We start from the raw sequence: 13,410 nt of genomic DNA on the forward strand, positions 1-13,410 counted from the left end.
AGCCCCTCGACAAAACTGAGACGGCGCCTATTTCAGGCGTTCCTCCTCCCATTCATCATCACGAGGCCTCCATGACCGTCGTCACGCCGAAATTCGGGATGGGCGCATCCGTGCTGCGGCGCGAGGATGCTGCCTTCATCCAGGGCCAGGGCCGCTACACGGACGACATCCAGCCGGCTGGCGTCCTGCATGGCTACGTCCTGCGCTCGCCGGTCGCCAAGGCCAGCTTCACCATCGGTTCGACCGAGGCGGCGAAGGCAGCACCCGGCGTGCATCTGGTGCTGATCGGCAAGGACCTTGCCCATCTCGGCGATCTAAAGTCCGGCGTCATGCAGCAACAGCCGGACGGCACCAAGGCGCCGACCCGCGACATTCCGGTCCTGTGCCGCAACCGCGTCAACTATGTCGGCGACGCCGTTGCCTTCGTTGTCGCCGACAGCCGCGCTTTGGCGCAGGATGCCGCCGAACTGATCGACGTCGACTATGATAGCGAAGATGCGGCGTCCGGAACGGCGACGGCGCTCGCCGAAGGCACGCCGCTGGTCTGGCCGGAACTCGGTTCGAATCGGGCCTTCAGCTACCATACGGGCGACAAGAAAAAGACGGACGCGGCTTTCGCCAGGGCCGCCCATGTCACCCGCATCGAATTCGTCAACAACCGGCTGGTCTGCAACTACATGGAGCCGCGCTCGGCGATCGGCGAGTGGAACGTTGAGGAGAACCGCTTCGTGCTGACCACGGGGTCACAGGGCGTGCATTCCATGCAGTACATCCTGGCCAGCCTGTTCAAGATTAAGAAGGACCAGCTGCGTGTCATCACGCCGGATGTCGGCGGCGGTTTCGGGCCGAAGAGCTTCGTCTACCGCGAATACCCGCTGGTGCTCGAGGCGGCGAAGCGGCTTGGCCATCCGGTGAAATGGGCGGGCGACCGCACCGAACACTTCCTGACCGACGCGCAAGGCCGCGACAATGTCGTGAAGGCCGAGATGGCACTGGACAAGGATGGCCGGTTCCTTGGCATGAAGGTGGACCTGCTCGCCAATATGGGCGCCTATGTCTCGCAATACGGTCCCTACATTCCCTATATCGGCGTCACCATGTCGACCGGCGTCTACGACATCCAGGCGCTCGACGTGTCGGTCACCGGCCTCTACACCAACACCTGCCCGGTCGATGCCTATCGCGGCGCCGGTCGCCCGGAAGCGGCGTTCCTCCTGGAAAAGCTCGTCGACGCCTGCGCCCACGATCTGGGTCTGCCCGTCGAAGAAATTCGGCGCCGCAATTTCATCCGGCCCGAGCAATTTCCCTACCGCACGCAGACCGGCCGCCTCTACGACACTGGCGAGTTCGAAGGCCACATGACCCGCGCCATCGAACAGGCGGAATGGAAGGCCTTTCCGCAGCGGCTCGAACAGTCGAAAGCAGGTGGAAAGATCCGTGGCCTCGGCATGGCGACCTATATCGAGGCCTGCGCCTTTCCGGGGTCGGAACCGGCGTTTGTCGAACTCAACGGCGACGGCACGGTGACGTTGAAGATCGGCACCCAGACCAACGGGCAGGGGCATGCCACCGCCTACGCGCAGTTCCTGTCGGAAAAGCTCAATCTCGACATCGACAAGATCCATGTCCGCCAGGGTGATACCGATGAGCTGAAGGCTGGCGGCGGCACTGGCGGCTCGCGCTCCATTCCGCTCGGCGGCGTTTCGGCGTCGCGCGCCGGCGAGGATCTGGCCAACAAGATCAAGCGCATCGCCGCCGATGAGCTGGAGGCCTCGGCCGGCGACATCGAATTGTCGGACGGCGTTGCCCGCATCGTCGGCACCGACCGTACGATCGATTTTTCCGCCATCGCCAAGGCCGCCAGGACGCCGGATGATCTCAAGGGGTTCGGCGAGTTCGTGCAGGACGAGTGCACCTATCCCAACGGCACCCATATCTGCGAGGTCGAGATCGACCCCGACACCGGCACCACCGACATCGTCCGCTACACCATCGTCGACGATTTCGGCGTCACTGTGAATCCGATCCTGCTCGCCGGTCAGGTGCATGGCGGCGTGGTGCAAGGCATTGGCCAGGCGCTGACCGAGGACACCATCTACGGCGAGGATGGACAGCTGTTGACGGCGAGCTTCATGGACTACGCCATGCCGCGCGCCGACAATTTCCCATTCTTCCATTTCGAGACCCGCAACGTGCCTTCGACGACCAATGCGCTCGGCATCAAGGGGGCGGGCGAAGCCGGCACCATCGGCTCGACACCGGCAGCACTCAATGCGGTGACCGACGCGCTCTGGCGTGCCTACGGCGTCAAGCACATCGACATGCCGGCGACGCCGGCGCGCATCTGGGCAACGATCCGGGAAGCGGCTAGACCATGATCCCGAAAAGTGGGAACCGGTTTTCGGAAAAGATTATGGTCAGGCAAGAAAACAGAGATCCATTCCGATCATATCGGGATGGATGAGACTCGTGACAGCAAAACCAGGTCAGGCCGCAGCAGCCAGCGACCATCCCGTCGGGCACAGCACGCTCACCGGGATCACGCTCAAGATCGTTTCGGTGGCGGTCTTCGTCGGCATGTCGACCTGCATCAAGGCGGCGGGCACCGTGCCGGCGGGCCAGATCGTCTTCTTCCGCTCCTTCTTCGCCATCTTTCCGATCATTGCCTTTCTCGCCTTCAAGGGAAAACTCGGCACTGCGTTTTCGACCAAGCGCCCGCTCAATCACATTGCGCGCGGTGTCGTCGGCGTCTGCGCCATGGGACTTGGCTTTTTCGCGCTGACGCGGCTGCCGCTGCCCGAGGCGATCACGCTGAACTATGCGCAGCCGCTGCTGGTGGTGGTGTTCAGTTCGATCTTCCTCGGCGAAGCCATCCGCGTCTATCGCTGGAGCGCGGTCGCCGTCGGCCTGGTCGGTGTGCTGATCATCTCCTGGCCGGAACTGACGCTGCTGAGTTCCGACGAGGCGCTCGACGACCAGGAAGTGCTCGGCGTCATCGCCGCCCTTGTCGCTGCGGCGATCTCGGCCGTTGCCATGCTGCTCGTGCGCAACCTCGTGCAAAGCGAACGCACCGCGACCATTGTGCTGTGGTTTTCGGTGACGGCGAGCGTCATGGCGCTGCTGTCGCTGCCGTTCGGCTGGCAGGCGCTGACGCCGCTCCAGGCGGCTCTTCTTGTCGCTGCCGGCTTCTGCGGCGGCCTAGGCCAGATCCTGATGACGTCGGCCTATCGCCATGCCGAAGCCTCGGTCGTGGCGCCCTTCGAATACACCTCGATGATCCTTGGCGTCGTCGTCGGTTATCTCGTCTTTGGCGACGTTGCCACGCTCAACATGCTGGTCGGTGGCCTGATCGTCGTTGCCGCCGGCATCTTCATCATCTGGCGCGAGCGCCAGCTTGGTCTGCAGCGCACCCGCACGCGAAGGGCGACTCTGCCTCAGGGGTGAGGAGAGGTCCGCATAGCGGACGGAAAGCCAATTGCTTGGCTTTCCGAACGACGAACGCCCGGAGCGATAGCGAAGGGCCGGGTCAGGCTTCCCTGTTACGATCGTTCGGCCCGCTCCTTCGCCAGTCGCACCAGCACCGTCCTCGTCTGTTCGTCGGCCGGAAAAAACGATTCGATCGCCAGTTCCGACAGCGTCACGTCGAGCGGCGTCCCGAACACTGTGATGGTGCTGATGAACGACAGCACCTGATCGCCATGCGCCAGCCTGAGCGGGTGCACTATGGCATTCGGCTCGACCGGCGCCGGCCGGCTGCCGTTCAAGCCGGACGGATAAGTCCGCAGTTCGCGCTCCAGGTCGATCAGCACCGGGTCGCCGCTGGCGTCGTTCTGGTGTTTGAGGCGCTCGAGCAGGTGCGTGCGCCATTCCTGGAGATTGACGATGCGCGGTGCGATGCCGCCCGGATGCAGGCTGAGCCGAAGCACGTTGACCGGCGGCGTCAGCAGCGAAGCCTCGCTGACATCGGCAAGGAAGGGAGCGATGGCGGCATTCGCCGAAACCAGGTTCCAGTGCCTGTCGACGGCGAGCGCCGGGAAGGGCTCGTGTCCCTTGAGCACGATCTCGACGGCCGCCATCGCCGGCGCCAGCGTCGTGTCGCTGAGCGACCGCTCGCCGAAGCTCGGCGCAAAGCCTGCGGCAAGCAACAACTGGTTGCGCTGCCGGAGCGGGATCGACAATTGCTCGGCCAGATGCAGCACCATGTCGCGCGAGGGCGCGGCACGCCCGCTCTCGACGAAGCTCAGATGGCGCTGCGAGATTTCGGCTTCCATGGCGAGGTCGAGCTGGCTCATGCGGCGGCGGGTGCGCCATTCCCGAATGAGGCTGCCGGCGGAATTTTGGGGTGTTGTCATGAGCGAATGACTAGGCCGGCGAGAGCCGTATTTCAATTACCTGCGAGGTCATCGCTGATGCATGTCGCCCAAAAGGGGCCTCGGTTTAGGGGCAGCAAACATGCATAAAAACAAAGACCAAAGCGCGTCGCCTGAATCTGTTTCAATGCGACGCGCTTTTAGGCGAGTGCCCGCAGTTTCGCCTTCACCTCGAGAAAATCCCGCCATGCCAGCTTCTTGTGCGCGGGGGTCCGCAGGAGATAGGCCGGATGCAGCGTTGGCATGGCCGGGATGGCGATGCCGGAAGCCGTCGTGTGGACGCGCCAGTTGCCGCGCAGCCGCAAGATGCCTTCCGAAGTGTTGAGCAAGGTCTTGGCTGACGGGCCGCCGAGGTTGATCAGCACCTTCGGATTGACCAGCTCGATCTGCCGCTCGATGAACGGCCGGCAGATCTCGGTCTCGTGCGGCGTCGGCGTGCGATTGCCCGGCGGCCGCCACGGAATAACGTTGGCGATATAGACCGAAGTGCGGTCGAGGCCGATCGCCGCCAGCATGCGGTCGAGCAGCCGGCCCGAGCGGCCGACGAAGGGCAGGCCCTCGATGTCCTCGTCGCGGCCGGGCGCTTCGCCCACCAGCATGACGGCGGCCTCCGGGTTGCCGTCGGCGAACACCAGGTTCTTGGCGGTGGCCTTCAGATTGCAGCCGTCGAAGGCCGCCATGTGCTGGCGAAGCTCGTCCAGGGTCGTTGCCGTCGTTGCCAAGTGGCGCGCCAGCGCCGCCTGCGCCTCGTCGGGAACCGCAGCGGTTATCGACGGTGCACGCGCCACCGGCGGTGGATTTGCTCTGTCGGCCGGCGCGGGGCGCGACGCGTTCGTCGAACCAGGTGGCGCAACGGCGTCGGTGGACGGCGCCGGCGGCCGCTCTGCCGGTTTGGGCGCCTCGGCGAACCGGTTCACCGGCTGGTCTTCAAGCGCCTCGTCGACACCCGCGCTGGCATAAAAGGCCAGCAGGTCGGCAAGGTCCTGTCTGTTGTTTGGGGAAGCGGCAGTCATGGCGGCACATTCGTCCGCATGACGGGAATTTGCAAGGCTGGCCGCTTGCTCTAGCCCGTAGGTATGCGTGGGTCCTGCACCAGATAGAACGTCCAGCGCGGCGTATAGTCGGTCATCAGGAATTCGAACCTGGCGGTTTTCAGAGGGTCGACTTTGCCGTTCTTGAACAGCAGGCGGTCATAGGGTTCGAAATCGCGATCGAAATCTGCGAAAGAGCTCGACCAGATATTGTCGGGTGTCTTGTTGCGCTGGTCGAACGAAAGTCCGTCGCCGAACACGCTTGGCTGGTTCAGGATTTCCTGCAGCTCGAACTGGAATTCGACCCAGGCCTGGCCGCTGTTGTTGAGCACGTCGATGCGCATATACATGACGCCATTGGCGAATTCGCCGGCCTTGCCGAAGGCCTGGATCGGCTTTGTCGTGCGAATGGTGAGCGTCACCGGGGTTGACGAATTCAGCTCTTCGGTGATGACCAGCGGATCGTCCTTGGTGCCGATGCCCGAAGCGCCGGTGATGTGGAAGCCGCCGAGCTCGTCGGAGAAGGAGTAGGCGCCCGTCGCCCAGACTTTCACCTCGTCCGCGGCGACGTGACCCGGTGCCAGCATCGGAAGGGCCAAAAGAAGCGCCCGGCAGGCCCGGCCGGGCGTCGATGGAAAGCGCGTCGATGAAAAGCCGCCTGGCCCAGGAATGCGCATGGTATGAAGTATGGCCGATAAGCGAGCCGTCGAACAATTAAAAACGTAGGCGCAGACGGCTCTGCAAGACGAAAACAGCCACTAAGCCCACGCGATGCGCGACTTTTTGGCCAAAACGGCATTGTCACGTATGCGCCGGTTTCCTGTCGCCAATTGATGCGCTATGCAGCGCGGGAGCCAGCAAGATACCCGAATGGGATAAGCCAGTGCGGAGGGGTAGATGAACGACATCGAACGCGAAAGCATGGAATTCGACGTGGTTATCGTCGGCGCCGGCCCGGCCGGCCTCGCCGCCGCCATCCGCCTCAAGCAAGTCAATCCCGAACTCTCGGTCGTCGTCCTCGAAAAGGGCGGTGAAGTCGGCGCCCATATCCTCTCCGGCGCCGTCGTCGATCCGATCGGCATCGACCGGCTGCTGCCGGGCTGGCGCGACGAGGAAGGCCACCCGTTCAAGACGCCGGTGACCGACGATCATTTCCTGGTGCTTGGTCCGGCCGGCTCGTTCCGTCTGCCCAATATCCTGATGCCGCCGCTTATGAACAATCACGGCAACTACATCGTTTCGCTGGGCAATGTCTGCCGCTGGCTGGCGACCAAGGCCGAGGCGCTTGGCGTCGAGATCTATCCGGGCTTTGCCGCGGCCGACTTGCTCTACAATGAGGAAGGCGCCGTCACCGGCGTCGTCACCGGCGACATGGGCGTCGAGAAGGACGGTACGCACGGCCCGGGCTTTGCGCCTGGCATGGCGCTGATGGGCAAATATGTGCTGATCGGCGAGGGGGCGCGCGGTTCGCTCGCCAAGCAGTTGATCGCCAAATACAAGCTGTCCGATGGCCGCGAGCCCGGCAAATACGGCATCGGCCTCAAGGAACTCTGGCAGGTCAAGCCGGAAAACCACCGGCCGGGGCTGGTCCAGCATTCCTTCGGCTGGCCGCTCGACATGAAGACCGGCGGCGGCTCGTTCCTTTACCATCTCGAGGACAACCAGGTGGCGGTGGGCTTCGTGCTCCACCTCAATTACAAGAACCCCTGGCTGTCGCCGTTCGAGGAGTTCCAGCGTTTCAAGACGCATCCGGCGATCAGAGGCACCTTCGAGGGTGCCAAGCGCCTGGGCTATGGTGCGCGCGCCATCACCGAAGGCGGCTGGCAGTCGGTGCCGAAACTGTCGTTCCCCGGTGGCGCGCTGATGGGCTGCGCGGCCGGTTTCGTCAACGTGCCGCGCATCAAGGGCTCACACAATGCGGTGCTGTCCGGCATGCTGGCGGCCGAACATGTCGCCGAGGCGATCGGAGCCGGTCGCGCCAATGACGAGCTCTCCTCCTACGAAGCGGCCTGGCGGGCGACCGACATCGGCAAGGACCTGAAGAAGGTGCGCAATGTCAAACCGCTATGGTCGCGCTTTGGCACCATCGTCGGCGTCGGTCTCGGCGGCCTCGATATGTGGCTGAACACGCTGTTCGGCGTCTCGCCCTTCGGCACGCTGAAGCATGGCAAGGCCGACTATGCGACACTTGAACCTGCCGCCCAGCACCAGAAGATCGCCTATCCGAAGCCCGACGGCGTGCTGACCTTCGACCGCTTGTCCTCGGTGTTCCTGTCGAACACCAATCACGAGGAAAACGAGCCGGTGCATCTGCTGGTCGGCGACATGGCCCTGCAGCAGCGCTCCGAACACGATGTCTTTGCCGGACCCTCGACGCGCTATTGTCCGGCCGGCGTTTATGAGTGGGTAGACAAGGATGGCAACGCCGCCGCCGATCCGGCGGCGAAGGATGTGCGCTTCGTTATCAACGCGCAGAACTGCGTCCACTGCAAGACTTGCGACATCAAGGATCCGAACCAGAACATCAACTGGGTCCCGCCACAGGGCGGCGAGGGCCCGGTCTACCAAGGCATGTGAGACCCGCGCCGGCGGCACTGTGCCGCCAGTCAACTCGTCGTCGTTGGAAAGGAGCCGGATATGCGCTTGCTCATTCTTTCAGGTCTGGCGATCGTCAGCGCCTTGTGCGGTTCCGCGACGGCTGCATCGGCAGGCGTAAAAATCCTGGTCAAGACGCAGACATACGACATCTCCGGCAAGACCGGAGAGGCTCTGATCGAGTCCATGGACCGCAACGGGCCGAGGCATGGCTTCATGGCTCGCGCCATCGCACAGACCAGCTATACAAAGGCTTGGGAGTTCGACCTTGTTGAGGTCAAGGGCACCTGCCGCATCGGGCAAGTCAACGGAACGCTCAACCTGAATTTTACCTACCCCCGTGTCGCGTCCGCCCTCCCGCCGGCCCTCGACAAGCGCTGGGCGCGTTTCTTCGCCGGCGTTCGCACGCATGAGGAGACCCATGGCGACATTGCCAGGCAGATGATGCGTGCGACCGAGAAGTCGCTCAGGGGCCTGACAATCCCCAATGACTCCCAGTGTTCCAAGGCACGGCGTGAGGCGCGGCGGCGGATCGACGCGGTTTTTGTCGACTATGAAGCCAGGCAGAATGCCTTCGACGCTCGCGAACACCGAGAAGGCGGTCACGTGGAATATCTGGTCGAGGCCCTGGAGCGGCCTTAGGGGCAAAAACTCACTCAAATTGGCTGCCCGGTCGACGGGAACGAGCACAGAGCGCCAGGCTTGACAGTCAAATGGTCCGTTCCATCAAGACGGACTGCAACATCGGCCCAGGGCCAATGCGCACTTCGATCCGCCCTACCGAGATGAAGCCCAAGGCTGCATAGAACCCTTCTGCGTTGAGACTTGCCTGGCATTCGAAACGGCGCACACCGGACGAGCGTGCATCTTCTTCGCAACGCCGGTAAAGCTGGCGCCCGATCCCGCGGCCCAGCCATTCGGGACGAGTGGCGAAATGTCTGATGTGCGCGAGCTCGGGCTTCACCTCGGAGCTTCCCGGACGTTCCCGGGACCAACCGCCGCAGCCGGCGGCAAAGCCATCTTCATTGACCGCGAGATAGTAGGTGCCAGCCGAAAGCAGCGCAGGGTTTGCGCGAGTTATCAAAGGCAGCGCAGCTTCAAGAACGGTCTGATCATATGCCGTTCGCATCAGGCCGGGGTATGAAGCGAGAAGCAACTCGCTTACCCCAGGCTCGTCCTCTGGCGTGGCGCGTCTGACGATGAAGGTGGGGGACATGCACGGCACCCCGTATGTTGAGCTGGCCGACCTTCGGCGGACCATCGAGCGATGTCAAATCGAACACGCCAAGGGTCCAAACTCTGACCGTAGGGCATGATCCCAAAAAGTGGTATCCGGTTGTCGGAAGAACCATCTTCAAACGGCCTCTAACCCCGATATCCGTTTCGCGAATCTCCGGCCGATGTCAGCGACACAGTCGCGGTCTCGTGTTCGTCGGTCGGCTTTTGCTCGTTCAGCCTGAGCGTGAACTCGACCAGCACCGGCAGATGGTCCGAGCCGGTTTCTTCCAGCCGTGTCGCGGAATGAATGGTCACCCCGCCCTTGCTGAAAACCTGGTCGATCGGCAGGCCGGCGAAACGCCGCAGGAAGTCCGGCAGCTTGATGTATGTCCAGGTCGGTCCGGCAGATGGCATGACGGTCAGCCCGCCGAGCGCGGCGACGCGGCGCACTGCGGCGCTCCATGGCACGGCGTTGCAGTCGCCCGCCATGATGGCTGTCTCGCCGAGCGATGAGAGCGATTCGGTAAGCTCACCGATCTGCCAGTGCTGCTCGCGTGGCCAAGGCCAGCTGAGATGTATCGCCGCAACATCGACGCCAATGCCGCCGAAGTCGACGGTCGCTGTCGCCATGGCGCCGCGCCGCTCGCAATGCGGCTCGGTGCCGGCGGCAAAGGGCCGCCGCGAGAGCAACGCCACGCCGAATATGCCGTTGGGGTAGGGGCAGAGGATCCGGTATGGATAGGCGCTGCTGATATAGCCAAGCTCGGTCGTCCACATCGCCGACACCTCGTCGAGGGTGATCACGTCGGGATTGGTCCGGCCGATCAGCGACAGCACCTTCTTCGGCGTTGGATTGTCGTAGCGCAGGTTCATCTGCAGCAGCTTGTAGACCATCTGGCCAGCCGGCTTGGCGACCGCTTCCACCGGCCACAGCTGCGGCAGCGCGCTGATTGTCGTGGCAAAGGCCGCCACGGCAAAGAGCAAGGCAGCGGCGGCTTGCAGGCGAAATGTCGTGGCCAGCAGCGGCAGCGCGCAAAGCGCCATCAGCACGGCAAGATGAACGCGGAAATGCGAGAAGGAATCGAAGGCCGGGTGCAAGGCGCCGAAGAACCCGGCGACCAAGGCAACCGAGAACATCATCATCGCGATGAATGCCAGTGAAGCTGCCATGTCTCGACTGCGTCTCATCGGCTCAGGTCTGCACGGGTTGCCAACTGTGGTGCTGCACGGTTATCGGCAAAAATGCGGCCCAATCAAGATGACTGGATGCCCAATGCATGTCGCCCAAAAGTGCCCAGCGGTTTTGGGGCAACGACATGCATAAAACAAATGCATGTCGCCCAAAAGTGCCTAGTGGTTTTGGGGCAACGACATGCATAAAACAAATGCATGTCGCCCAAAAGTGCGCAGCGGTTTCAACGAGACACGCTCTAGGCGATGCGCGATCGGCCTATTGGAACGCCGTCTCCGAAAAACTTCTCAGCTTGCGCGAATGCAGCCGCTCCATAGGCATTTCCGCGAGTTTCTCCATCGCCCGGATGCCGATGGTCAGGTGCTGCGCCACCTGCCGCTTGTAGAACTCGGTCGCCATGCCGGGCAGCTTCAGTTCGCCATGCAGGGGTTTGTCCGAAACGCACAGCAGCGTGCCGTAGGGCACGCGGAAGCGGAAGCCGTTGGCCGCGATGGTCGCCGATTCCATATCGAGCGCGATGGCGCGCGACTGCGACAGACGCTGCACCGGTCCGCGCTGGTCACGCAGCTCCCAGTTGCGGTTGTCGATGGTGGCGACGGTACCGGTGCGCATGATGCGCTTGAGGTCATAGCCGGACAGGCCGGTGACTTCGGCAACCGCCTCCTGCAGCGCAACCTGGATCTCGGCCAGCGGCGGGATCGGCACCCAGACCGGCAGGTCGTCGTCAAGCACGTGATCCTCGCGCACATAGGCATGCGCCAGCACATAGTCGCCGAGCGCCTGGGTGTTGCGCAGCCCGGCGCAGTGGCCAAGCATCACCCAGGCATGCGGCCTCAGCACCGCGATATGGTCGGTGATGGTCTTGGCGTTGGAAGGCCCGACGCCGATATTGACCATGGTGATGCCGCCATGGTTCGGCTTCTTCAGATGATAGGCAGGCATCTGTGGCAGGCGTGGCGGCGCAACCCCTTCGCTGGGTGCGCTTTGCCCGCCCTTGGTGATGACATTGCCCGGCTCGACGAATTCGCTATATCCGCCGCCGCCGCCGGCCATCAGGTCGCGCGCCCGGGCAACGAACTCGTCGATGTAGAACTGGTAATTGGTGAACAGCACGAAGTTCTGGAAATGCTGCGGCGTGGTCGCCGTATAGTGCGACAGGCGGTGCAGCGAATAGTCGATGCGCTGCGCCGTGAAGGGCGCCAATGGCCGTGGTTCGCCGAAGGCCACTTCGAATGTGCCGTTGGCGATCTGGTCGTCGGTGCCGTCGAGGTCCGGCACGTCGAACAGGTCGCGGATCGGCCGCTTGATGCGCTCGGCGGCCGAGCCGTCGACATGGGTGCCTTCAAGAAAGGCGAAGTGCAGCGGAATAGGGGTGGTCGATTCCGACACGGTGACCGCGACACCATGATTGCGCATGATCAGGCGCAACTGCTCGACCAGGTAGCTCTCGAACAGGCCCGGCTGGGTGACGGTGGTCGAAAAATGTCCCGGCGTCGGCATATGGCCGTAGGCCTGGCGCGAGTCGATCTGGGTGAACGAATTGGTGGTGACACCGATCTCGGGGTAGAAGGCGCGGTAGCGCTTGCTGTTGTCGCCGCCCGCTGTCGCCAGTGCCGCGAAGGAATCGCGCAGGAACTTGGTGTTGCGGTCGTACAACGCCTGCAGTGCGGCGACGGCCTTTTTGGGGCTATCAAAGCTTTGCCGGCCAAAAGGCTCCGGCATGACGACCGATTCGATGGCTTGTGGGTAGATTCGCTTTTCCATGGCTCAATATAGAGACTTGGATCGGCTCTTGGGAGGGGTGTCGCGACCGAAGGCGGCCAAAGCGTCCTTTTTCTTCAACCGCGCTGCAGGCTGACCAGGAGCACGAAGCCGACACCGGACTTCCTCAAAGCGGGCGCTTCGATCGTCGAACCGGTATCGGCGCGCATCATCGGCACGGCCAGAACCGGAGCAGCCAGAACCATCAGGATAAGCGCCGCCCGCGGCAGAAGCCGAAGGGTCTTGAGAGTGTTGGCGGCGATGCGGTTCATGGTGTTCTGCTTTTCTTTTCGAGGTCTTGGTTTCTTTGTTCAGTTGCGAAGATGGGTGGGGCAGGCGAGGTGGCAGGTCCTGGAACTGGCTTCGTCCCAGGCGCGGGCGGGACGGCCCGTTTCGGCGACGAGGATGGCGAAGAACATTCCAAACAGGCTCATCAGCAGGCAGACGATGGTGAAGCGGCGAGCAAGCATTGGGTCGTGTCTCCTTCAACACGCAGGAGAATGCCCGAGCGCGACTGAACCGGCTCTGATGCCGGCGTTCATCTGCGGTTCAAATTGGTTGATGGGGTTTCTGACGGTGCCGGCGTTAGTTCCGGCGGGTGCGGTGCGAGGCGAACCACGCATGGGCACCTAGCGCCAGGGCAAATAAAAACGGGGCCCATCGAGGCCCCGTTTTCATGTCGTGAGGATGCGGTCGATCAGAGCTTGTGCCAGGTCTGGCTCTTGCAGATCAGTCCGCCGAACACGCAGCCGCTCATCTTGAGCGAGGTGCCCGACAATGTCGCCTTGCCTGAATAGGTCTTGTCGTTTGCCGGATCGGTGATGTTGCCGGCATATTTGTTGTCGCCGGCGGCCTTGAGCGAGCCGATGGTCTTGCCGGCAAATTTGCCGGACTTGAGCGTGATGGAAAACGTGTCGCTGCCCGCGATGGCTGCGGTATCTCCCGCCTGTGTCTTCCAACTGCCTTCGATCGGATCGGCCCACGCCGCACCCGCCATGATCAATGTGGCCACCAGGGCCAGGCTCACTTTTCGAAACATGGGCTTCCTCCCTTTGGATTTGCGGCCCGACGCTCCGCCTCGCCGGTCTGCCGCTTACGCAAACGTAAGCTAATCCAGCTCCCGGCAAAACAAAAGTGGTGCCGCCGCGTAAGATTCCGGGATTCTGAAGGCGCCGACGCGGGCCGCACGGGCAAGAAAGGAAAGCATCCGCGGATCGTGTTTGTTTCCCGTGGTTAGCGGAGT

Annotated in this window: 13 protein-coding genes; 4 read left to right on the plus strand and 9 right to left on the minus strand. The window is 63.0% G+C overall.

The features are described 5' to 3' along the window. Window positions 1–71 precede the first annotated feature (71 nt). Both AC1DZP_RS19960 and AC1DZP_RS19965 read left to right on the plus strand, forming a co-directional pair. The gene (locus AC1DZP_RS19960) at window positions 72–2,378 is read left to right on the plus strand and encodes a xanthine dehydrogenase family protein molybdopterin-binding subunit (RefSeq protein WP_477304778.1); all 2,307 of its coding nucleotides are present in this window, start codon (window positions 72–74) and stop codon (window positions 2,376–2,378) included. An 82-nt stretch (window positions 2,379–2,460) separates the two neighbouring features. Next, entirely contained in the window at window positions 2,461–3,444 is a 984-nt protein-coding gene (locus AC1DZP_RS19965) for a DMT family transporter (RefSeq protein ID WP_477304780.1), read from the plus strand. A gap of 95 nt (window positions 3,445–3,539) precedes the next feature. Here AC1DZP_RS19965 and AC1DZP_RS19970 read toward each other — a convergent pair whose 3' ends face one another. The 3 genes from AC1DZP_RS19970 to AC1DZP_RS19980 all read right to left on the minus strand — a co-directional run bounded on the left by AC1DZP_RS19970 (window position 3,540) and on the right by AC1DZP_RS19980 (window position 6,078). Then, entirely contained in the window at window positions 3,540–4,352 is an 813-nt protein-coding gene (locus tag AC1DZP_RS19970; protein WP_477304782.1) for a helix-turn-helix domain-containing protein, read from the minus strand. 158 nt (window positions 4,353–4,510) lie between these two features. Then, complete coding sequence (locus AC1DZP_RS19975) at window positions 4,511–5,383, minus strand: uracil-DNA glycosylase (protein WP_477304784.1); 873 nt, start codon at window positions 5,381–5,383, stop codon at window positions 4,511–4,513. Between the two features lie 50 nt (window positions 5,384–5,433). Continuing rightward, on the minus strand, window positions 5,434–6,078 hold the full coding sequence (locus tag AC1DZP_RS19980; protein WP_095081741.1) for a hypothetical protein: 645 nt from the start codon (window positions 6,076–6,078) through the stop codon (window positions 5,434–5,436). 220 nt (window positions 6,079–6,298) lie between these two features. On the opposite strand from AC1DZP_RS19980, the gene AC1DZP_RS19985 reads away from it, so the two are divergent. Further along, window positions 6,299–7,978, plus strand: coding sequence for an electron transfer flavoprotein-ubiquinone oxidoreductase (locus AC1DZP_RS19985; protein ID WP_477304786.1), 1,680 nt, complete (start codon window positions 6,299–6,301; stop codon window positions 7,976–7,978). 60 nt (window positions 7,979–8,038) lie between these two features. After that, the gene (locus AC1DZP_RS19990; protein ID WP_477304788.1) at window positions 8,039–8,638 is read left to right on the plus strand and encodes a DUF922 domain-containing protein; all 600 of its coding nucleotides are present in this window, start codon (window positions 8,039–8,041) and stop codon (window positions 8,636–8,638) included. Window positions 8,639–8,705: 67 nt separating this feature from the next. On the opposite strand, the gene AC1DZP_RS19995 is transcribed toward AC1DZP_RS19990, so the two are convergent. The 6 genes from AC1DZP_RS19995 to AC1DZP_RS20020 form a co-directional block, all read right to left on the minus strand. Continuing rightward, a complete protein-coding gene (locus tag AC1DZP_RS19995; protein ID WP_477304790.1) occupies window positions 8,706–9,212 on the minus strand; it encodes a GNAT family N-acetyltransferase in 507 nt (168 codons plus the stop codon). 149 nt (window positions 9,213–9,361) lie between these two features. Next, complete coding sequence (locus AC1DZP_RS20000) at window positions 9,362–10,384, minus strand: endonuclease/exonuclease/phosphatase family protein (protein WP_477304792.1); 1,023 nt, start codon at window positions 10,382–10,384, stop codon at window positions 9,362–9,364. A 280-nt stretch (window positions 10,385–10,664) separates the two neighbouring features. Beyond that, window positions 10,665–12,128, minus strand: coding sequence for an AMP nucleosidase (locus AC1DZP_RS20005; protein ID WP_477304794.1), 1,464 nt, complete (start codon window positions 12,126–12,128; stop codon window positions 10,665–10,667). 116 nt (window positions 12,129–12,244) lie between these two features. After that, a complete protein-coding gene (locus AC1DZP_RS20010; RefSeq protein ID WP_095081732.1) occupies window positions 12,245–12,439 on the minus strand; it encodes a hypothetical protein in 195 nt (64 codons plus the stop codon). A gap of 39 nt (window positions 12,440–12,478) precedes the next feature. After that, a complete protein-coding gene (locus AC1DZP_RS20015; protein WP_457154343.1) occupies window positions 12,479–12,637 on the minus strand; it encodes a hypothetical protein in 159 nt (52 codons plus the stop codon). Window positions 12,638–12,864: 227 nt separating this feature from the next. After that, entirely contained in the window at window positions 12,865–13,206 is a 342-nt protein-coding gene (locus tag AC1DZP_RS20020) for a DUF2147 domain-containing protein (protein WP_477304796.1), read from the minus strand. Window positions 13,207–13,410 lie beyond the last annotated feature (204 nt).

The organism is Mesorhizobium sp. P2_F8 (genome assembly GCF_056403655.1).

Coding starts and splice junctions, on each gene's coding strand:
- AC1DZP_RS19960 (WP_477304778.1), top strand. CDS start 72: ATGACCGTCGTCACGCCGAAATTCGGGATGGGCGCATCCGTGCTGCGG.
- AC1DZP_RS19965 (WP_477304780.1), top strand. CDS start 2,461: ATGAGACTCGTGACAGCAAAACCAGGTCAGGCCGCAGCAGCCAGCGAC.
- AC1DZP_RS19970 (WP_477304782.1), bottom strand. CDS start 4,352: ATGACAACACCCCAAAATTCCGCCGGCAGCCTCATTCGGGAATGGCGC.
- AC1DZP_RS19975 (WP_477304784.1), bottom strand. CDS start 5,383: ATGACTGCCGCTTCCCCAAACAACAGACAGGACCTTGCCGACCTGCTG.
- AC1DZP_RS19980 (WP_095081741.1), bottom strand. CDS start 6,078: ATGCGCATTCCTGGGCCAGGCGGCTTTTCATCGACGCGCTTTCCATCG.
- AC1DZP_RS19985 (WP_477304786.1), top strand. CDS start 6,299: ATGAACGACATCGAACGCGAAAGCATGGAATTCGACGTGGTTATCGTC.
- AC1DZP_RS19990 (WP_477304788.1), top strand. CDS start 8,039: ATGCGCTTGCTCATTCTTTCAGGTCTGGCGATCGTCAGCGCCTTGTGC.
- AC1DZP_RS19995 (WP_477304790.1), bottom strand. CDS start 9,212: ATGTCCCCCACCTTCATCGTCAGACGCGCCACGCCAGAGGACGAGCCT.
- AC1DZP_RS20000 (WP_477304792.1), bottom strand. CDS start 10,384: ATGGCAGCTTCACTGGCATTCATCGCGATGATGATGTTCTCGGTTGCC.
- AC1DZP_RS20005 (WP_477304794.1), bottom strand. CDS start 12,128: ATGCCGGAGCCTTTTGGCCGGCAAAGCTTTGATAGCCCCAAAAAGGCC.
- AC1DZP_RS20010 (WP_095081732.1), bottom strand. CDS start 12,439: ATGAACCGCATCGCCGCCAACACTCTCAAGACCCTTCGGCTTCTGCCG.
- AC1DZP_RS20015 (WP_457154343.1), bottom strand. CDS start 12,637: ATGCTTGCTCGCCGCTTCACCATCGTCTGCCTGCTGATGAGCCTGTTT.
- AC1DZP_RS20020 (WP_477304796.1), bottom strand. CDS start 13,206: ATGTTTCGAAAAGTGAGCCTGGCCCTGGTGGCCACATTGATCATGGCG.